Annotated in this window: 15 protein-coding genes, 1 other RNA gene and 1 other annotated feature; of the genes, 3 read left to right on the plus strand and 13 right to left on the minus strand. The window is 51.8% G+C overall.

The features are described from left to right. Window positions 1-143 precede the first annotated feature (143 nt). Complete coding sequence (pheT, locus tag LI015_RS05005; RefSeq protein ID WP_002564712.1) at window positions 144-2,576, minus strand: phenylalanine--tRNA ligase subunit beta; 2,433 nt, start codon at window positions 2,574-2,576, stop codon at window positions 144-146. A gap of 48 nt (window positions 2,577-2,624) precedes the next feature. Continuing rightward, entirely contained in the window at window positions 2,625-3,644 is a 1,020-nt protein-coding gene (gene pheS, locus LI015_RS05010) for a phenylalanine--tRNA ligase subunit alpha (RefSeq protein WP_002564713.1), read from the minus strand. A 150-nt stretch (window positions 3,645-3,794) separates the two neighbouring features. Continuing rightward, window positions 3,795-4,066: a binding site (T-box leader), on the minus strand. A gap of 162 nt (window positions 4,067-4,228) precedes the next feature. Here pheS and LI015_RS05015 point away from each other — a divergent pair. Beyond that, window positions 4,229-5,212 (plus strand): DNA-3-methyladenine glycosylase family protein, encoded by a 984-nt coding sequence (locus LI015_RS05015; protein ID WP_002572522.1) that lies wholly within the window; start codon window positions 4,229-4,231, stop codon window positions 5,210-5,212. Window positions 5,213-5,218: 6 nt separating this feature from the next. Here LI015_RS05015 and LI015_RS05020 read toward each other — a convergent pair whose 3' ends face one another. From LI015_RS05020 to hrcA, 8 genes are all read right to left on the minus strand, one after another. After that, window positions 5,219-5,830, minus strand: coding sequence for a biotin transporter BioY (locus LI015_RS05020; protein ID WP_227124259.1), 612 nt, complete (start codon window positions 5,828-5,830; stop codon window positions 5,219-5,221). 45 nt (window positions 5,831-5,875) lie between these two features. Beyond that, a complete protein-coding gene (locus LI015_RS05025) occupies window positions 5,876-6,466 on the minus strand; it encodes a hypothetical protein (protein WP_227124260.1) in 591 nt (196 codons plus the stop codon). A gap of 24 nt (window positions 6,467-6,490) precedes the next feature. After that, on the minus strand, window positions 6,491-7,375 hold the full coding sequence (locus LI015_RS05030) for an SDR family oxidoreductase (RefSeq protein WP_002564717.1): 885 nt from the start codon (window positions 7,373-7,375) through the stop codon (window positions 6,491-6,493). A 95-nt stretch (window positions 7,376-7,470) separates the two neighbouring features. Then, window positions 7,471-8,931: a transglutaminase-like domain-containing protein gene (locus LI015_RS05035; protein WP_319638716.1), complete on the minus strand. Its 1,461-nt coding sequence runs from the start codon at window positions 8,929-8,931 to the stop codon at window positions 7,471-7,473. Between the two features lie 170 nt (window positions 8,932-9,101). After that, window positions 9,102-10,253 carry a molecular chaperone DnaJ gene (dnaJ, locus tag LI015_RS05040; protein WP_002564719.1) on the minus strand — a complete coding sequence of 384 codons (1,152 nt, stop codon included), beginning with the start codon at window positions 10,251-10,253 and terminating at the stop codon, window positions 9,102-9,104. A 168-nt stretch (window positions 10,254-10,421) separates the two neighbouring features. Then, a complete protein-coding gene (dnaK, locus tag LI015_RS05045; protein ID WP_002564720.1) occupies window positions 10,422-12,284 on the minus strand; it encodes a molecular chaperone DnaK in 1,863 nt (620 codons plus the stop codon). Window positions 12,285-12,333: 49 nt separating this feature from the next. Continuing rightward, window positions 12,334-12,996 (minus strand): nucleotide exchange factor GrpE, encoded by a 663-nt coding sequence (gene grpE / locus LI015_RS05050; protein ID WP_002564721.1) that lies wholly within the window; start codon window positions 12,994-12,996, stop codon window positions 12,334-12,336. 18 nt (window positions 12,997-13,014) lie between these two features. Next, window positions 13,015-14,067 carry a heat-inducible transcriptional repressor HrcA gene (hrcA, locus tag LI015_RS05055; protein WP_227124262.1) on the minus strand — a complete coding sequence of 351 codons (1,053 nt, stop codon included), beginning with the start codon at window positions 14,065-14,067 and terminating at the stop codon, window positions 13,015-13,017. Window positions 14,068-14,443: 376 nt separating this feature from the next. On the opposite strand from hrcA, the gene LI015_RS05060 reads away from it, so the two are divergent. Next, window positions 14,444-15,013, plus strand: coding sequence for a 3D domain-containing protein (locus LI015_RS05060; RefSeq protein ID WP_002564723.1), 570 nt, complete (start codon window positions 14,444-14,446; stop codon window positions 15,011-15,013). A 272-nt stretch (window positions 15,014-15,285) separates the two neighbouring features. Continuing rightward, entirely contained in the window at window positions 15,286-16,014 is a 729-nt protein-coding gene (locus tag LI015_RS05065; RefSeq protein ID WP_227124263.1) for a 3D domain-containing protein, read from the plus strand. A gap of 81 nt (window positions 16,015-16,095) precedes the next feature. On the opposite strand, the gene LI015_RS05070 is transcribed toward LI015_RS05065, so the two are convergent. The 3 genes from LI015_RS05070 to LI015_RS05080 form a co-directional block, all read right to left on the minus strand. Beyond that, the gene (locus LI015_RS05070) at window positions 16,096-18,369 is read right to left on the minus strand and encodes a SpoIID/LytB domain-containing protein (protein ID WP_227124264.1); all 2,274 of its coding nucleotides are present in this window, start codon (window positions 18,367-18,369) and stop codon (window positions 16,096-16,098) included. A gap of 59 nt (window positions 18,370-18,428) precedes the next feature. After that, window positions 18,429-18,605: non-coding RNA, 6S RNA (gene ssrS, locus LI015_RS05075), on the minus strand. A gap of 74 nt (window positions 18,606-18,679) precedes the next feature. Next, complete coding sequence (locus tag LI015_RS05080; protein WP_002564726.1) at window positions 18,680-20,023, minus strand: pyrimidine-nucleoside phosphorylase; 1,344 nt, start codon at window positions 20,021-20,023, stop codon at window positions 18,680-18,682. Window position 20,024 lies beyond the last annotated feature (1 nt).

Genomic DNA, 20,024 nt, shown 5'->3' on the forward strand with positions numbered 1-20,024 from the left:
ACTTCACTTTCCGGGGACTTACAATATAAAGAAACACCATAAAACTTACAACCATAAAACTCAGCAAAAAACAACTGCCGGCAGGTCCAATTCATCCTGCCGGCAGTCATTCGCACATACACGATTCAATTATATCAGCTGTCTTAAGCCCTGAGCTCGATTCCCAGCCCGCCAAGTCCGTTGAGTATCTTGTTCATCACAGATGTGACTTCCTTTTCCTCCAGGGTGTGGTCCTTGGCCCGGAAGGTAATGGAATATGCCACCGACTTGTGGCCTGCCAGTACCTGGGCTCCCTCGTACACATCAAAGAGCTTGTAGCTTTCCAGGACCTTTCCTCCCCTCTGCTCAATCACATCCTCAATCTGTCCCACCAGGATATCCTTTGGCACCACCATACTGATGTCCCTGGTCACAGCCGGGAACCTGGCTATACCGGTATACTTGCGGTCAAAGGTGGTGAAATCCATGATGGACGGCATATCAATGACGGCAATGTAAGCCCTGTCGCCAATTTTATAGTTATCAGCCACATCCGGATGTACCTCGCCCAGGAAGCCTACTACTGCGCCGTCATACAGGATGTCGGCCTTTCTTCCGGGATGAAGGTAAGGATGCTCTGCACTCGGATCATAATGGGGCTTTTTATGCATTCCGGCCTTTTCAAAGAATTCTTCCACCACGCCCTTCATGGTAAAGAAATCGCCGTCCCCGTACATTCCCAGGGTGAACTGCATACGCTCGTCAGGAAGCTCTGTGAGAGGCAGTGACTTGGGACGGTACACATTGGCCAGCTCGTACAGGCGCACGTCCTTGTTGCGGCGGTTATAGTTGGTTGACAGGGAGGTCAGCATGCCGTTTAAGGAAGTGGTGCGCATGACGCTGAAATCCTCTCCCAGGGGATTGGAAATCTCCACTGTTTTCCTCAGAGCGCTGTCCTCAGGAATCAGCATTCTGTCAAATACCTTGGGGCTTTCAAAGGAATAGGTCATGCCCTGGGAAAATCCGCAGAACTCTGCTATCTCCCTGGCCACCTCCTCTATCTGAAGCTTGTAGGAAAGCTTTCCTGTGGTAGCTTCGCCGGAAGGCAGTGTGGTGGGGATCTTGTCATAGCCGTAGAACCTGGCCACTTCCTCAGCCAAATCAGCCATGCGCTCCAGGTCCTGGCGCCAGGTAGGAGCAATCACCTCTTTTGTCTCAGGGTCATAGTCCAGTTCAATGGTCTTAAAGTAGGAAAGCATGGTCTCCTCAGGAATGTCCGTGCCTAAAAGCCTGTTTATCTTAACAGCGTCAAAGGGGATCCGCTTACTGGTCCTCTTCTCAGGATAGAGGTCGATGATGCCGCCCACAACCTCTCCCGCACCCAGCTCCTCAATGAGCTGGCAGGCCCTGTTTACCGCTTCCTCCGCTGTGTTGGGGTCCAGCCCCTTCTCGTATTTTCCGGAAGCATCCGTGCGCAGTCCCACCTTCTTGGCAGACAGACGGATATTGGTGCCGTTGAAGCAGGCTGACTCAAATACCATGGTCTGTACATTATCCGTGATTTTGGAATTCTCTCCGCCCATGATGCCTGCGATTCCCACTTCCTTTTCCCCGTCATTGATCATGAGGATGGTGGAATCCAGCTTTCTCTCCTGTCCGTCCAGGGTCTGGAATACATCCCCGTCCTTAGCGCATTTCACCACGATTTCGCGGCCTGCCAGCTGGTCGTAGTCAAAGGCGTGCATGGGCTGTCCGTACTCTTCCATGACATAGTTGGTGATGTCCACAATATTGTTGATGGGACGGATGCCGTTTCCCGCCAAACGGCGCTGCATCCACTGGGGAGAAGGCGCAAGCTTTATATTTTTAACCATCCTGGCGCAGTAACGGGGACACAGCTCGCTGTTCTCCACCCGCACATTCAGATAGTCGTGGATATCCTCGCCGTTGCCTGTTGGTGTGACCACCGGGGCATGGAATGCCTTGCCAAAGGTGGCCGCGGCCTCTCTGGCTATGCCAATCACACTGTAGCAGTCCACACGGTTGGATGTAATTTCATATTCGAACACCACGTCCCGCAGTCCCATGATTTCCACTGCGTCGGATCCGGGCACGCTGTCCCCCGGAAGGATGTAGATACCGCTCTCCGGGGCATCCGGGTACATATCCCTGCTGGCTCCCAGTTCCTCCACGGAACACATCATGCCGCAGGACTCCACGCCTCTTAGCTTGCCCTGCTTAATCCTGATTCCTTCCTCAGGAAGGGCGCCTCCGTCGTGGCCTCCCGCCACGCGGCCTCCGTCCAGCACCACAGGCACCTTCTCACCTATGGATTTCTCCGTGATATTGGGAGCGCCTGTGACAATCTGCACCGGCTCTTCCGCTCCCACGTTGACCTGGCATACCACCAGTTTATCTGCATCCGGATGGCCCTTGACCTCAAGAATCTCTCCGACAACGATTTTTTCCAGGTTCTTATCCAGACATGTATAACCTTCTACCTTTGTTCCTGTGAGCGTCATGGCATCCGTGTAATCCTGGGCCGTGACATCCAAATCAGGGACATATGCTTTTATCCATGATAATGCTGTGTTCATGTGTTCTCTCTCCTTCTATGCTGTGAATGTTTATCAGGGCGCATGATCTTAGAACTGTTTCAGGAAACGGATATCGTTTTCATACAGCAGACGCATGTCGTCAATTTCATATTTAAGCAAAGCAATACGCTCCAGTCCCACTCCAAATGCGAATCCAGAATACTCATCCGGGTCAATACCGCACATCTCCAGTACATGGGGGTGTACCATACCGCATCCCAGAATCTCTATCCAGCCCGAACCCTTGCAGAACCGGCAGCCCGAACCGCCGCATTTGAAACAGGTCACATCCACCTCGGCGCTGGGCTCGGTAAATGGGAAGTGGTGGGGGCGGAACTTCACCTTTGTCTCAGGCCCGAACAGCTCTCTGGCGAATTCAGCCAGCGTTCCCTTCAGGTCCGCAAAGGTAATATTCCTGTCAATCACAAGGCCCTCAATCTGATGGAAGGAGGGGGAATGGGTGGCATCCACCTCGTCGGAACGGAACACGCGGCCCGGCGCAATCATGCGGATGGGAAGCCTGCCCTTCTCCATGGTACGCACCTGTACCGGTGATGTCTGGCTGCGCAGCAGAATGTTTTCATTGATGTAGAAGGTATCCTGCTCGTCCCTGGCCGGGTGGCCCTTGGGAATGTTCAGCTTCTCAAAGTTATACCTGTCATATTCCACCTCAGGACCTTCCACTACCTCATATCCCATTCCCACGAAAATACGCTCCACCTCTTCCAGGGCAATGGTATTCGGATGGCTGTGGCCCACATTGTTCTTCCTGGCCGGAAGGGTGACGTCGATGACCTCCCGTTTTAACTGCTCCTCTCTGGCTTTCCTGGCCAGGGCAGTCTTAGCTTCCTCCAGTCTTCCCTCGATAAGCCCCCTTACATCATTGACCATCTGGCCCACCTTTGGCCGGTCCTCCGGGGCAACATCCTTCATGCTCTTTAACAGGTTCGTCAGTTCTCCCTTCTTACCCAGATAAGATACACGGATGTCATTCAGTCTCTCCAGCGCTTCGGAAGATTCAATCTGCCTTAACGCCTCTTCTTTGATTTTCTCTAACTGCTCTTTCATGGCTTCTCCTTTTCTTTGTAACCAGATAGAATCCTGCTCCCGGGATTGTCCGTCCGCGTCAGGCATTCCTGAAGCTGCAATCCCCGGGGAACATTTTTGCTTCATGGGAGCCGCGTTCCAGGAAACAAAAAAGCCCCGTCTCTTCATCACTGAAGGGACGAGACTGTAAACTCGCGGTACCACCCTGCTTCCTGTATCACCCCAGAACCTATAACTGGAGTATACAGACACTTGATGCACGTAACGTGTGCCTGCGTCACAGACTACCGGAATCCTTTCACGGATTGGCGAAAGCATCCTTTTGCCCGTACAGCTCCGGTGGGAATTTCAACCGTCTATCTGAACCCGGGCAGGCTTTCAGCCGGTGGCCTCCCCTCTCTGATGGAAAATAAACGTCTACTATGCACCTTCATCGCTTTTGATTATCAAATCTAACCTACATTCTAGTCACATTTTCTGAAAATGTCAAGCGGAAAGCCAGAAAAACACATTTGACTTTGAAAAAAAGAAGGGGTAAAGTTATATTCAGGGGCCATTTTGTGGCGGTCCTTCCAAAATACATTACAAAAGAAAGGCATACCCATATGATTCATCGTTATGAAACTCCCTGTATGGACCTGCAGCAGATTCATCAGTCCGGCCAATGTTTCCGCATGGTTCCCCTGCCGGAACATACATACCCTTCAGGGGCAAAGAACGGCTACCGGCTCATCAGCGGCCTCCGCGTCCTGCGCGCGTGGCAGGACGGCCCTTTCGTCTGCCTGGACTGTCCCCATGAGGACCTTTCCTTCTGGCTGTCCTATCTGGACATGGACCGGGATTACCAGGCTGTCATCGCCTCCATTGACCGGGAAAATACCTACCTGAGGGCAGCTGCCATGAGCGGGACAGGCATACGCATCCTGCGCCAGGACCCATGGGAGATGATCATTACCTTCGTGATCTCCCAGCAAAAGACCATTCCCAACATACGTCAGCTGGTGGAAGCCCTCAGCAGCCGGTACGGCACCCTTCTGGATGATAGACAGAACCGTGGGAACGGTGAGGTCCGGGAGAAAGATGAGGTCCGGGAGAAAGAAGGTGCCCGGAGGGAAGGTGCTGCCCTGGAAGAAAGTCTCCCGCCGGCCTTCTCCTTTCCTGCCCCCAGCCAGCTCTGTCTTGCTTCCCTGGAAGATTTAATGGGGCTTAAGCTGGGCTACCGGGCCAAGTACATCCACAGGCTCTGCCAGGACGCGGTTTCAGGCAGGCTGGACCTTTCCCGTCTGGCTGCCCTTAACTATGAGGAAGCCATGGAATATCTCACCGGATTTTACGGAATCGGAAAAAAGGTAGCCAACTGTGTGTGTCTTTTCGGCCTCCACCACATAGACGCGTTTCCGGTAGATACATGGATCGAAAAAATCCTGATGGAGCAGTATTTTGACAGAAAAAAATACCGCCGCATCCCCAAAAACCGTCTCTGCGAAACAATCGTAGAAGATGTGTTCGGGCGATACAGCGGCTGTGCCGGCATCATGCAGCAATATATTTTTTATTACGAGCGCAGCGTCAGGCAGGGAAGGGAATGAGCTGTGTCACTCCATAAGCCGCCCCATAGACGGGCGCAGGCGTCCGACCACCGTCACTGCAAGAATGCAGAGTATATAATCCGGAATCATGGTGGGCAGGCAGTATACCGCAAAGATGGCGCCCCATCCCACTGTGTCGGGAGTCACCACCACAAAATGGGTGATGAAGTAAAAGTAAAGGATTCCCATTCCGTAATAAATCACATACCCCACCGTGGCGCTAAACAGGCAGGCCCCGGGCTTTGAGGCGTGCATCCACTCCACTATCTTACCCATCACATAGGCTGCCAGAGCAAATCCCAGCAGAAACCCAAAGGTGGGGCGAATCAGATAAGAAGGTCCTCCGCCCCGCGCAAATACAGGAATTCCCACCAGTCCAATCAGCAGATAGGTGGACACACTGAGGAAGGCCCTTCTGGAGCCAAGCAAAAGGCCTGCCAGAAGCACAAAGAACCACTGAAGGGTAAAATTCATGGTGTCCGCTCCCACCGGTATGACAATCTTAATAAAGGCCCCCACTGCTGTCAACGCCGTAAACAGCCCGCATACCGTCAGGTCCCTTGCAATTCCGTGCCGCTGCACCATTGTACGGCTTCCTGTGCTGCTTCCCTGTCTCATTCACTCCACTCCTTCTGTCTCATCAAAATCTGCCTGCCGGACAAATCACATCATGCCCAGCTCAAATATCTTCCATCGCTCCCGCAGCCCTGCTTCCCTGCCCACCGCAAAATCCCTGGTGAACGCTCCGTCCCCCCACTGAGGGGCCTTCTGCAGGGCCTTGAGAGACCATTTCTGCGAGAAAGAGACCCGTACCACCTTGTACTCCTTATATCCGTAGGAGGCCGCCAGCTGGTCGTAACGGGCTTTCTGGTCCTCATATTCCTCCTGGGACAGGGTCTTAAACCCGTGGACAATGTACTCCTGTATATAATATCCGTCTTTAAAATCCCGGTCCTCCTGTTCAAAATTCAGGGCTTCCAGCTGATCTTGCGGAAACAGCCTGCTGCACATGTCGAACTGGCCCAGACCCTTATACTTATAAAACCAGGCAGCTGTCATCTGAGGCATGTCCGCGGGCATGGATTCAAATTTAACATGCCTGGGAAGCACATCGTCCTGCACCGTATATTCACTTACCAGCTTTTCTCCGCCCTTTGCCTTGTTGGCTGCAGCCACCCCGAACATGATGGCCAGACAAAGCAGTGTCAGACCGCAGATTCTGACGGCCTGGGGCGATATGTTGCGTCTGTTCATATTATGCAATCCTTTCATAGCCTTTTAACAGCTGGCCCGGGACATTTCCCTGTGTTCCATACAGCACTTGCGTATTCCCTCGGAAGTATTAAAGAACCGTATTCCATAGGATTTTATCTTGTCCGTATCCATGGTCAGATTTCTGGGACAGGAGGCAAACCTCTCATCATTGCGTTTTAATATACCGCCGGAATCGCTTCCTGCTAATTCCCTGAGGAACAGCCTGGCCGTGTCAAAGGTGTTGTACCGGTTCTCACTTCCAAAGTTATAAACACCTCCGGGAAGCCCCATGGCCTCTTCCAGATGGCGCACCACTTCCCACACATAGGTGATTCCCCTGTAATCATGGACAGGAAACTCCACCTCCCGCCTATCCTTTAACGCGTCCGCCAGCTTCTGCAACAGCCCCTGGCCCGCCGCTCTTCCCCTGGACGGAGCGTCATACATCCAAGTAAGCCTGAGGGCCACTGCATCCGGCAGGTATGTGAGCATGGCTTCCTCCGCCCGTTTCTTGTCTCTTCCATACACATTTCCTGGCTTTCCCTCGCTGCCCTCACGGTTGGGCTCCATGGAATGGGATGTGTTGTAAATCTGGTCGGAACTGGTAAATATCATACGGCTGCCGGCGTTCCTGCATGCCTTGGCCAGGTTGATGGTTCCCCTTACATTGACCTTCTCTGAGAGGACCGGATTTCTTTCACATGTACCTGTGTTTGAAATTGCCGCACAGTGCAGGACATAATCTGGCCGGATAGCCTTTATAAAGGCGGAAACCGCCACAAAATCCTCAATATCCAGTTCCCTGTGCGTCACCCCCACTGCCTCATATCCGTCCCTGTTACTATAATATTCACAAATCCGGGAACCGAGAAATCCCCCGGCCCCTGTTATCAATAAGCGTCTGTTCATTCTGTTTTTATGCCTTTCTACAGATATGATAACATTATAGCCCACTAATTCTTACAATTCTTTACGGATTTCTTAATATTTTAACAGGCTCTTCTTTAATATATTATATCTTCCAGGGAAATCATCTCATATTCCGTGCGGTATTCCTCTTGTGCAAGACTTCTGTCCCTGTATTCCGCCTCCCCTGTCTGATTGTCATAGGGATCGTTTCTCAAATGATCCATGGGCGGCTCAAACTCATATCCGAACTCTCTGGCTGCCGGAAGACGGAAGGGATCCAGATTTCCAAAGTAAAAATCCCACCGCTCTGTCTCCCCCTCCCGGAAGGCCGCTCCTCCGAAGGAACAGTCCGCACAGCGCCAGCCATGGGATGGGGTATAAAACTGCGCCCAGTCATGGCAGCTGATTTCAAGGGGTGATGTATAGAGTCCTGCCTGCCATCTGGCCGGAATGCCTGCCGCACGGCACAGGGTGATAAACAAAAGCGCCTGTACGCCGCAGTCTCCCTTCATGGATGAGGCCGCATACTGGACAATGTCAGTCAGGGTAAAATAACTCCGCACAAATGAATACATCACATGGGTGGTGATATAGTCATATATCCTTCTGGCCTTCTTTAAGGGGTCCTTTTCCTCCCCCACAATGTCAGACGCCAGTTCCCGTATCAGGGGAGTAAACCGGATATGGGGCGGCTGCTGCGCCAGCCAGGCATCCATGGGCTCTGCAAAACCATTTGCTCCGGTTCTCTCTTTGATGCGTTCCGGGCCGCCGTGTTCCAGGCTGCCATGGGAGAAATCCTTGTATGCTTCCCGGTTTTCAAAGGAAAACTCCACCGAATATTTCTGCCCCTTCCTGTGTTTTGTATGGAAGCAGATGGTGCGCTGAAAGGCATCCGGGCGCGCAATGGTATATTCCTGTGCCTCGGCTTCCCTTTCCCCGATTCTTACGCTGTGGATTTTCACATTCTTTACCTGGGCGTATTCAATCGGCAGAGGAAGATAGACCTTGATATCTTCGCCGTCCCGCTCCGCTTCCTCCAGAATCCCAAGTGTGCCGCGGATACAAAACCTGCATCCGGCGCCTCCCTGTTCTTTCATGGACGCAATGGTTCTGTTAAGAAGCGCGAAGTTTTTCGCCTTAGACCGGACCAGTTCCAGATCCATTGCCCGGTTCTCATATTCTTTCCTGGTCTTCAAGACATTTTTCAGGAAGCTGCTCCGGAAGCGCACCTCTCCGTCCACGTAAATCCAGTCCGCTGCATCCTCCTCCCACAGGGTTTCCAGCTCACAGTCCTTAAAATCCCTTACATTGTCCCGCAGTATGCCAAGGGCCTCTGCCCATGTATAGGGGTACTGTCCCGGCATCCGCTTAAGAATCTCCTTTTCAATCATAAGGCGCTTTCTCAAAGCCTGGGGAATATCCTTTTCCAGCCTGCTGTCAATCCTGCGGACAGCCCTGTCAAACTCCCCTCTCCACTTTAATTTTTCTATATCCTCCGGCAGCACAACCGCCAGAGAATCAAAATAACTGTTATCCATCTGAATCTCCCCTTTCATTTTCCCTGCTGTGGCTTTTCCCTGTTACGGCCTCTTTCCCCGCCATAGCCTATTCTCTATCATACCCTTTTTTTGCCTATTGTACAATACCATTGCACCATACCGGGAATGAACGCAAAAAGCCCGGACAGGCTCTCTGTGCCGTCTGTCCGGGCTTATACTTTTCCGTTCTATTTGAATATGCCCTTCTTCTTAGGCTTCTCTTCCTCCGGTGATGCAACGCCGTTCATCGCGTCGTCAAACCGCCTTAAGGCATCTTTCTGCGCCTGGTTCATACGCTCCGGCACCTGAACCACCAAAGTAACATAGTGGTCGCCCCTGACACTGCGGCTGCGCAGCGAGGGAACACCTTTTCCCTTTAAGCGCACCTTGGTATCTGTCTGGGTGCCCGGCCTTACATCGTACTCCACTTCGCCGTCCACTGTCTTTATGCGGATAGGGCCTCCCAGGGCTGCCCGGGCAAAGGATATGGGCACCGTGGAATAAATACTGGTATCCTGGCGCTTGAATATGGGATGCTGGGAAACAACTGCCTCCACCAGCAAATCACCGCGCTCACCGCCGCCAGTGCCGGGCTCGCCGCCCCCTGCCAGACGCACGCACTGGCCGTTGTCAATGCCTGCCGGAATGGATACCTTAAATTTCTTGCGCACTGTTTTATAACCTGTACCATAACAGTCAGGACACTTTTCCTTGATAACCTGTCCGGTACCATTACAGTCAGGACATGTCTGCACATTCTGTACAGTACCGAAAAAGGACTGCTGGGTGTACATGATTTTACCCTTTCCATTACACTTGGAACAGGTCTGAGGGGAAGTGCCTGCCTTAGCGCCTGTGCCGTGACAGCTGGCACAGGTTTCTTTAAAATTAATCTCGATCTCTTTATCACAGCCAAATACAGCTTCCTCAAATGTAATCCTAACAGAAGTCTTTATGTTGGCGCCCCGTGATGGTCCGCTTCTGGCCCTCCCGGACCTGCCGCCGCCAAAAATATCACCAAAAATATCACCGAAGATATCGCCCATATCCCCGCCAAAATCAAAGCCGCCGAAGCCGCCACCAAAGCCGCCTGCCCCTGCGCCTCCCTGTTCAAATGCAGCATGGCCGAACTGGTCGTACTGCTGACGTTTCTGAGGGTCGCTTAACACGCTGTATGCCTCGGAAGCTTCTTTAAACTTGGCCTCTGCCTCTTTATCGCCTGGGTTGGCATCGGGGTGGTATTTCTTGGCAAGTTTCCTGTATGCTTTTTTCAATGCATCCTCATCTGCATCTTTGGGAACGCCCAGAACTTCATAGTAATCTCTCTTACTCTCTGCCATGTTGTTTACCTCTTAATCTATCTGAACGCCGCAAAACTGGCCCTGACAGGCAGTTTCAAAAGCACTCTTTATCAGCCACAAAGGGGGTAGTGGCCGGTTTCCCGGCTCCTAAGCCCCCTGTTTGTTTTATCCGGATTTATTTCCTGGATTTATTTTACTTCCCTGAATTTATACTTCCTTGAAATCTGCGTCCACAACGTCATCGCCGCCTGCTGCGTTTCCGGCGCCGCCCATGTCAGGACCTGCCTGGCCTGCTGCACCGGAGGCCTGAGCCTGCTCATAAACCTTTGCAAACAGCTTCTGAGCGCTGTTCATCAGCTTCTCTCTGCCGGCCTTGATGTCCTCTACCTGTGCGTCTGTCATCTCCTCAACCGGAGCGCGGTTGATGGCTTCCTTCAGTGAATTAAGGTCAGCTTCCACTTCTGCCTTGTCGCCGGGAGCAATCTTATCCCCAACCTCTTCCAGGGCCTTCTCGGTCTGGAATACCATGGAGTCCGCATCGTTCCTTGCGTCAATGGCTTCCTTGCGCTTCTTGTCCTGTGCCTCGTACTCAGCTGCTTCTTTCACTGCCTTATCAATATCATCGTCTGACATATTGGAACCGGAGGTAATGGTGATGTGCTGCTCCTTACCTGTTCCCAGATCCTTTGCGGATACGTTTACAATACCGTTGGCATCAATGTCAAAGGTAACCTCAATCTGCGGAATTCCTCTTCTTGCAGGCGGAATTCCATCCAGGCGGAACTGTCCCAGTGTCTTGTTATCCCTTGCAAACTGGCGCTCGCCCTGAACCACATGGATATCCACGGCTGTCTGGTTGTCGGCAGCGGTTGAGAATATCTGGCTCTTCTTGGTAGGAATGGTGGTATTCCTCTCAATCAGTCTGGTAGCCACGCCGCCCATGGTCTCGATGGACAGGGAGAGAGGCGTTACATCCAGAAGAAGGATGTCTCCTGCACCTGCATCGCCGGCCAGCTTGCCGCCCTGAATGGCAGCGCCGATGGCCACGCACTCATCCGGGTTCAGGGTCTTGCTGGGTTCCTTGCCTGTCAGCTGTTTAACCTTTTCCTGTGCAGCTATCATACGTGTGGAACCGCCTACCAACAGCACCTTGCCTAACTCAGAAGCAGTGATGCCTGCATCCTTAAGCGCGTTCTGTACCGGGATAGCAGTGCGCTCTACCAGGTCGTGGGTCAGTTCGTCAAACTTAGCCCTGGTCAGGTTCATATCCAGATGCTTTGGTCCCTCGGCAGTTGCAGTGATAAAGGGAAGGTTGATATTGGTTGTGGTAGCTGTGGACAGCTCCTTCTTTGCCTTCTCAGCTGCTTCCTTCAGTCTCTGGAGAGCCATCTTGTCATTGGACAGATCCACGCCCTCAGCTTTCTTGAACTCGGAAATCATCCAGTTTGTAATTGCGTTGTCAAAGTCATCGCCGCCCAGACGGGTATCGCCGTTGGTAGACAGAACCTCAATTACGCCGTCGCCGATTTCGATAATGGAAACATCAAAGGTACCGCCGCCTAAGTCGTATACCATGATCTTCTGTTCTTTTTCATTGTCAAGTCCGTAAGCCAGGGCTGCTGCCGTAGGCTCGTTGATGATACGCTTTACATCCAGGCCTGCAATCTTGCCTGCATCCTTGGTAGCCTGGCGCTGGGCATCATTAAAATATGCCGGAACCGTGATAACTGCCTCTGTCACAGTCTCACCCAGATAGCTCTCTGCGTCAGCTTTCAGCTTCTGCAGAATCATGGCGGAAATCTCCTGTGGAGTGTACTTCTTTCCGTCGATGTCTACCCTGTAGTCCGTGCCCATGTGGCGCTTGATGGAAGAGATGGTCTTATCTGCGTTGGTAACTGCCTGACGCTTTGCAGGCTCGCCAATCAGCCTCTCTCCTGTCTTTGTGAATGCCACAACGGATGGTGTTGTCCTTACGCCTTCCGCGTTGGCAATAACAGTTGGTTTTCCGCCTTCCATAACAGCCACACAGCTGTTTGTCGTACCTAAGTCAATACCTATAATCTTGCTCATAGTCTTTTCCTCCTGATTATTTTATGAGAATTTAAGTAAATATCCAATGTCAATTTGCCACTTTTACCATACTGTGTCTGACCACGCTGTCCCTGTACATATAACCCTTCTGCAATTCCTCCGCCACTATGTTCTCTCCCAGGCTTTCATCATCCACATGCATCACTGCGTTGTGGTAGTTGGGGTCAAACTCCTGGCCTACTGCTTCAATGGCTTTCACGCCGGCTTCCTCCAGTGTTTTCCGGAACTGCTTATATATCTTCTCCATACCCTCTGCAAGGGGTGTTCCCTTTGCATCCTCAGGCACGGTTGCCAGGCCTCTCTCAAAGTTGTCAATGACGGGAAGGATTCTCTCTATGATGTCCTTGGCTCCCATCTCATACATGGCGGACTTTTCCTTGTCTGTCCGCTTGCGGAAATTCTCAAATTCCGCCATCTGACGTTTCACCCGGTCGGTGAGATCTTCTATCTTTTCATCCCTGGGGTCTTTCTTCTTCTTAAAAAATCCCTTTTTTTCTTCCTTTTCAGCGGCAGGCGCCTGCTCTGTATCTTCCTCTGCGCCTTCCGGCACATCTTCTGCCGTCTCTCCGGTCTCAGCGGCAGCCTCTGTATTCCCGGCCTCCCCGGATCCGGCCTCAGAAGTCTGTTCTGTTCCCGCTTCCTGCTCTGTATTCAGGGCCTCGTCTTCCTTTTTTAACGCTTCGTCTTTCATATCTTCACTCACAGCTTATCACCTTTCATCTTTTTTAAATGCTGTATCCAGCTGATTCATCAGATTGCGCAGAGTCCCAAGAACCTTTTCATAATCCATTCGCTTGGGCCCTATAATACCGATGGTTCCCCGAAGGCCTCCTCCCAAATCATAATTGGCAGTGACCACACTGCAGTCCTTCATGGACTGCACCGGGCTCTCATCACCGATATAAACCTGAATGCCTGCTTCTTCCTCTGTACCGGAATTGACTTCCGCCACAAATTCCTGCAGCACTTCTTTATGTTCCAGTGTATCAATGAGCCGGCTGGCCTTGTCGCCGTCCGAAAGCTCAGGGTACTTGAAAATGTTGGTGGCTCCGCTGGTATAAATCTGCAGGTCCTCTTCCCCTGCCTTGATGGCCTCCGCCACCTCGTTAAGTACCAGATCCACCACCTGGCTGTGGATGCCTGCATCGCCCTTTAGCTTGCTGATAACATCCAGATTGATATCCTCTATGGTCAGCCCGTTCAGGCTGCTGTTAAGCAGGATGTTCAGGTTAAGGAGCTCCTCGTCGCTGAGATTATCCTCAATATCAATCATGGTGTTCTTAATGATATTGCCTTCCACCACCACAACCACCAGAAGCTTATGCTTCTCCATCTTGGAAAGCTGGATGAACTTAAGCTTTGTCTTGTGATAACTGGGGCCGCTGATCATGGTCGCATAGTTGGTATTAGCTGCCAGCACCTGAGCCATCTTCTTTAGGACCAGTTCCAGCTTATCAACCTTTTGGACCATCATCTGCTTGAACTCGGTTACCTCGCTCTCCTTATCCAGCATAATCTGGTCCACGTAGAACCGGTACCCTTTGTCGGAAGGAATACGTCCCGCTGAGGTATGGGGCTGAACGATATACCCCATCTCTTCCAGGTCTGACATCTCATTTCGGATGGTGGCAGAGCTGAGCTTAAGGTCTGAATACTTGGAAATGGTCCTGGAGCCCACCGGCTCTCCGGTTTCCAGGTATGTCTTGATGATGGCCTTTAATATAGTCACCTTCCTGTCGTCCAGGAGTGCATCCAATGGCATCTGCTCACCTTCCTTTCTTTTATTATTAGCACTCAACGTTCGGGAGTGCTAACATCTACATTCCATAATATATTCCTTCTGGAGTCATTTGTCAAGAGATAAATCCAAATTCTTTTCATATTATTTAAGGCCTCCCGTTTCCTGCCGGCACATCATGTGCCATTTCCCTCTCAGTATCAACTAAATATTGGAATTCATCCTCCACTTTTTACATAAACACTCCAAATTCAAGGCTTTTTCTCTCCACTTTTTATACTCTTGTAACACTTGCTTAATTATTTTAACTTGACAAGTAACATTTTTGTAATATAATGAAGGTACAACTTTATAAGCCATATAAAACCATAACAATATGATAAGATTGCGAGGTCGTTGTATGCATTACTTTAAGAAAACCCTTCTGGCCGCAGCCATGGCTGCATTCAGCCTCACGGTGGCTTTTCCGGCATTTGCGGACGAGCCTGTGGGAATGGATGTGACCGTAGTGGAGGCCGGTGCATCAGATACGTCTGAGGACTCGTCCCAGGAAATCCAGGAAACTTCCGCTTCCCGGGAATCCAAAGGCCGCAGAGCCGCTGTAATGAATGAAGAAGAATACATAGCCCAGGGACCAGGCGCCCAAAAGGAGGAGAAGGAGGAAGCTCCGGCCCCCAAGGAGACATCACTTGGACGCTTTACCATTACAGGATACTGTGGCTGCGAACAGTGCTCCGGCGGTCATAATCTTACCTTTTCAGGTACGGTTCCCACTCCAAACCACACTATTTCCGCTGATTTAGATTATTTTCCCCTTGGCACCAGGCTGAAAGTTGACGGTACTGTCTACACGGTGGAGGACAAAGGTTCTTCTGTAAACGGTAATATTCTCGATATTTTCTACGGCTCCCATGAGGAGGCCCTGGCCAAAGGTACATACACTGCAGAGGTATTTTTAGTGCAGGATTGATGTATGATGTAAGGAAAAAACTACCAGGCATATGAGCCTGGTAATTTTTTGCCTTTCTCCGGAAAAGATAGCGCAGGGACAGAAATTATTACCAAAATTCAGCTGTATATGGATAAAAGTGGTGTTATTTCCATATTTTTCCTTGACAACAGGAAGAAAATATGATAAAAACTTGTTTATTGCTCATATATTACAAAAGTATTACATATTATTTATTAATGTGTTAAAAATCTTTTTCTAATTATTACTTGAGCAATAGGAGGTATTACACCATGAAATTAAGACACTTACTGACCGGAACCATTCTTACCGTCAGCCTGCTTGCGGCCACTGCCATCACAGCCCTTGCAGCAGCGCCAAAGGGAAGGTTCGAAACAGTGAACAGCACCACCATCAGCGGCTGGGCTTACAACAGCAGTACGCCTGATGATGCGCTTAACGTACGGATATCCGTCAAAGATAAAAATACAGGTGAGGAAGTTTTTTCCCAGAGGATGACAGCCGGGGAATACAGCGACAAGCTTTACGACAGCGGAAAGGGAAATGGCTGTCACGCCTTTACCCTCAATATGGACTGGAGCGCGCTGCCCGATGGCGTTTATCTGGTGGAAGGCTATGTGGGAGACAATGATTTTTCCAACCCCAGAACCTATACCAACGGCAACCCTGACGCCAAACAGGAAACCCCTGCTGCCCAGGCCCAGAACCTGGTTCCCCTGGGCGTGTTCAAGACAACAGGGTATTGCCCGTGCAGGGCCTGCTCCGAGGGCTGGGGACGCCATACCTGCACCGGCGCAGTGGCCACGGCCGGCCACACCATTGCCGTTGACCCGCGGGTAATTCCCTACGGTTCCAAGGTGATGATTAACGGTGTTGTCTACACAGCGGAGGACCGCGGCGGAGCTGTCAGAGGCAATCACATCGACATCTTCTTCAACACCCATGCCGAGACACGCCAGCACGGCACCCAGAGCGCAGAGGTCTATCTGGTTCAATCATAAAGAACAACCCGGCAAAAGCCCATAAAGGCTTTTCCGGGTTGTTCTTTTTTCCGGTTTATCGTTTTCACGTTTAAACAGGCTCTAACCCTCATTGCACTCCCGCAGTTCCGTACCATGGTAGAAAAAGTCCAATATCTGCTTGTAGCCCTTTCCTGTCTTTGCCATTCCCTGGGCGCCGTTCTGGCTCATGCCCACACCATGGCCAAAACCGCCTCCATATATATGGAAGGAAAGGCTTCCGTCCTCCCCTGTCCTCTTCTCAATGGCGATAAAGGCGCTGGGAAGGGTGGCGCTTCCGGTCATGGTGCCCCCGTCCTTCTTGGTGATGATCAGGGACGGGTTTCCCAGTGCAGAGCGGATGGCAGACTGTCCTTTGATGGTCACGGTGCCGTCAGTACCTGTGACTGTAAGCTCGCCCGCTATGCCCCCCGGACCTCTGTCTGTGACGGTCATATCCTGTATCTGGCCCGCCCCGCTGATCTGGGCGGAAGCCACGTCGGCCGGAAGATCTGTCTGCCAGCGGAACATGGGGTAGGAGGTGTCATAGGCAATCACATCCTCCCTCTTGATATAGGATTCAAAGCCATCGTTGTCCTCCTTGCCCAGGCTCTTTCCTCCCTCTTTTACCTCCACGGCTCTCAGATAGGGGTATTTTCCGCTGTCAGTGCCCCATACGCCTGCATCTGCCGTGCGTCCGCAGGAGGTGGAGAAATAAAAGGCCTCAATGGGTTTATCCTCATAGAACAGCATCTTCCCGTAAGTCTCCTTTACAGCCTGGGTGGACTTATCATTGGCAGATGTATTATTATAGACCTGGAAATTTGTGCTGTCATCCACATGGGCGCCATACTGGCTGTAGGTATTTCCCTGGATCTGGCGGTAGGCATAGGTCCTGGCGCACACGGCCTGGGCCTTCAGGGCTTCCTTCTCATAGGACGGCGGCATTTCGCTGGGCACTACCTTTGTCAGGTAATCCTCCAAAAACAAATCATTGACAAGAACCAGCCCCTCCGGTGTTCCCTTGATTTCCAGGCTTCCGCTGTAAACCGGCGTGCCCTGGCTCCGCTCAATGGATCGGATAGTGATTGCCTCCGGCTCATCCGGCGTAATGATCATACGCCCATATTCCAGATAAGGGCTGTCAGGACCAACCGTAAGCTGCGTGCCTGCCTCCAGGCGCTCTCCCACCATCTTTCCCTTGGCATTCTCATATTCCAAATCAGCGCCGCTTCCCAGCACCAGATCCGCGGATGCGTGGAACACACTCTTAAAGCCGGTGTCCATCAGAAGGACGCGGATGGTCTTGGCGTCAAATTCCCTTTCTAAAAGAGCCGCGCACAGCTTTCCGTCTGCTGCCACAAATTCCTGAAGGTTATAGCCAACCAGTATGTCCGACGCGTTCAGCACCTTAAAATCACCGTATACCTTATATACATGAAAATTAGGAGCCAGAGGAATCTCGCCATAACCTTCTATCTCAATGGCATCCTCTGTTACGGACAGCACCTTGCCGCTTAACCTGTCCCTTTTCATAGTGATTTTGACCAGCTTGCCGTCCTCCATGTGCAGGTCAGCCAGATTCCCGGCCATCCCGTCCTCCCCGCCAAGCTTGGCGCTCACCGGGAATTCCCGGTAGGCCGTACCCAGATACGCCTTAAAATGCCTGCCGTCGCTTTCAGCCAGCCAGACATTCTCATAGACCACGTTTCTGGACACAAGGCTGGATGTAATCATCTCCCCGCTCCTGGCCAGAAACCGTATCTCACAGTCCAGGAACGTGTCCAGGGCAAGTCCCTGGAATCCAAAGTTGCCAACCGTGGTATAGGCGGTCCAGCTCTCAGCCTGGTCAAGATTGGACGGGGTGCCGTAGAGCACGGCCTCCATCTCCTCCACCTTCCCCTCCGGGTCAGTCTCCTTCAGAATGGAACCGTACAGCTGCCACCAGTCCTCTTCCGGAAATGCCTGGTCCCGGTTGTTTCTGGTGGAACCGGCCTGAAGCTTCAGCTTGCCGGACACCTGGCCGGCCATGTATGCAGCCTCCGCGTATGTAAGATATCCCTGGGCTGAGGCCAGGGAAGCCGGCGTAAGCTCCGGGTCCAGATAGCCCTCGTCGTAGAGATAATCCATGTATTTGACAAACCAGTTGTCCTTTTCTTTTGCGGAAAAATGGGAGGTTCCCCGCTCCTTGGCCCTCTTTTCACACTCTTCCTTGTCCGTAAGGGCCAGAGCCATGGCCTTCATTGCCTGTGCCCTTATGATTCCGTCCCTGGGCGGCTCCAGCTTTACTATTATCACCATCAGCGTGACCACCACCAGCACCACGCCGCTTACCCATGCAATCATCCTGTTCTTCATATTCGGTCCAGCTCCTGTAAACGAAGTAAAGCAGCGGGGTAACCGCTGCTTTTATCATGTGTAACCCCAGAATGCCGTCTCTTACTTATTGACGCCTAGCAATGCTAGGTGGGCAACCTCACTTAAACATCTGCCTTCCACTCTACGGAGGCCTGACATCCGCTTAAAAATATTGGAATCCCTTTTGTCTAATGTAGGTTCAAAATTGGTAAGAGTATCGAACACCCCAGGAAATTACAGTTCCACTTCTTTTATCTGGTGTTATTATACCCCAAAGACTTGGGTTTTTCAAGTTGATTTTTCTGAACATTTATGGAATTTTTTCCTCAATGGTCCTTCTTTCCACACCCGCGTCAGAAATCCTTGCAAATATAAGGGGCTCCGGTTCCGGCATCTGTTTCCCCAGGGTGCAGGAAGCCAGAAATTTTTCCATTGCCGGTCCAAACAACTCCTCATGAGAGGCGTAAAGGACTGCTATGGTCTCTCCCTCTCTCACACTGTCTCCATATTTTTTCTCCAGAAGGATGCCTGCGCTGTAATCAATGGTATCCTCCTTTTTATTCCTGCCTGCCCCCAGCATCACAGAGGCCACTCCGATTCCCTCTGTATCCATATGGGTGATAAAGCCGGTCTCAGAAGCCTTCACTTCCCGGCTGAGAGGCGCCTTATGAAACAGTCCCGGATTTTCCACGTAACGGCCATCCCCGCCCTGGCTCTCAACCATGGATTTAAGGCATTTAAGGGCGCTCCCATCCTCCATGGCGCCTTGGGCAATCTTCCTGCACTGTTCCATATCCCCCCTGCCTGCCATGTGAAGCATATTGGCAGCCAGTTCCAGGCATACGCAGGTCAAATCCTCTGGTCCGCGGCCCTTCAGGGTCTCAATGGCTTCTTCCATCTCCAGGGAATTGCCGATGGCATGGCCCAGAGGTACGTCCATATTGGTGATGAGGGCACAGCAGCGCCGGCCGGCCAGGGTTCCGATGGAAACCATCTCCCGGGCCAGGCTGATGGAGTCCTCCAGGGTTTTCATAAAGGCGCCGCTTCCCGTCTTTACGTCCAGGACAATGCAGTCGCTGCCGGCCGCCAGTTTTTTGCTCATGATGGAGGAGGCAATAAGGGGAATACTGTCCACGGTGGCCGTCACATCCCTCAGGGCATAAAGCTTTTTATCTGCCGGAACCATGTTGCCCGACTGACCGATAAGAGCCAGGCCGTTTTCATTGACAATGCGGAAGAATTCTTCCCTTGGTATGGCAGTCTTAAACCCGGGAATACTCTCCAGCTTATCCACGGTCCCGCCGGTATGTCCCAGGCCCCGTCCGCTCATCTTGGCCACCTTGACGCCGCAGGCAGCCACAATGGGGCCTGTCACCAGGGTTGTCTTATCCCCCACGCCGCCGGTGCTGTGTTTATCCGCCTTGATTCCCTCAATAGGCGACAAATCCACCATGTCCCCGGAATGCGCCATCTCCAGGGTCAGGTCCGTTATCTCCCGGTCATCCATGCCCTTAAAATAAACAGCCATCAGCATGGCCGACATCTGATAATCAGGAATGTCTCCTGCCACGAATCCGCGCACCATATAGGCAATCTCCTCCGTCAAAAGGGAACCGCCCCGCTTTTTCTTTTCGATCAGGTCATACATTCTCATA

It is taken from the genome of Enterocloster sp. 210928-DFI.2.20 (genome assembly GCF_020554465.1).
In the GTDB taxonomy this organism is placed as follows: Bacteria; Bacillota; Clostridia; order Lachnospirales; family Lachnospiraceae; genus Enterocloster; species Enterocloster bolteae.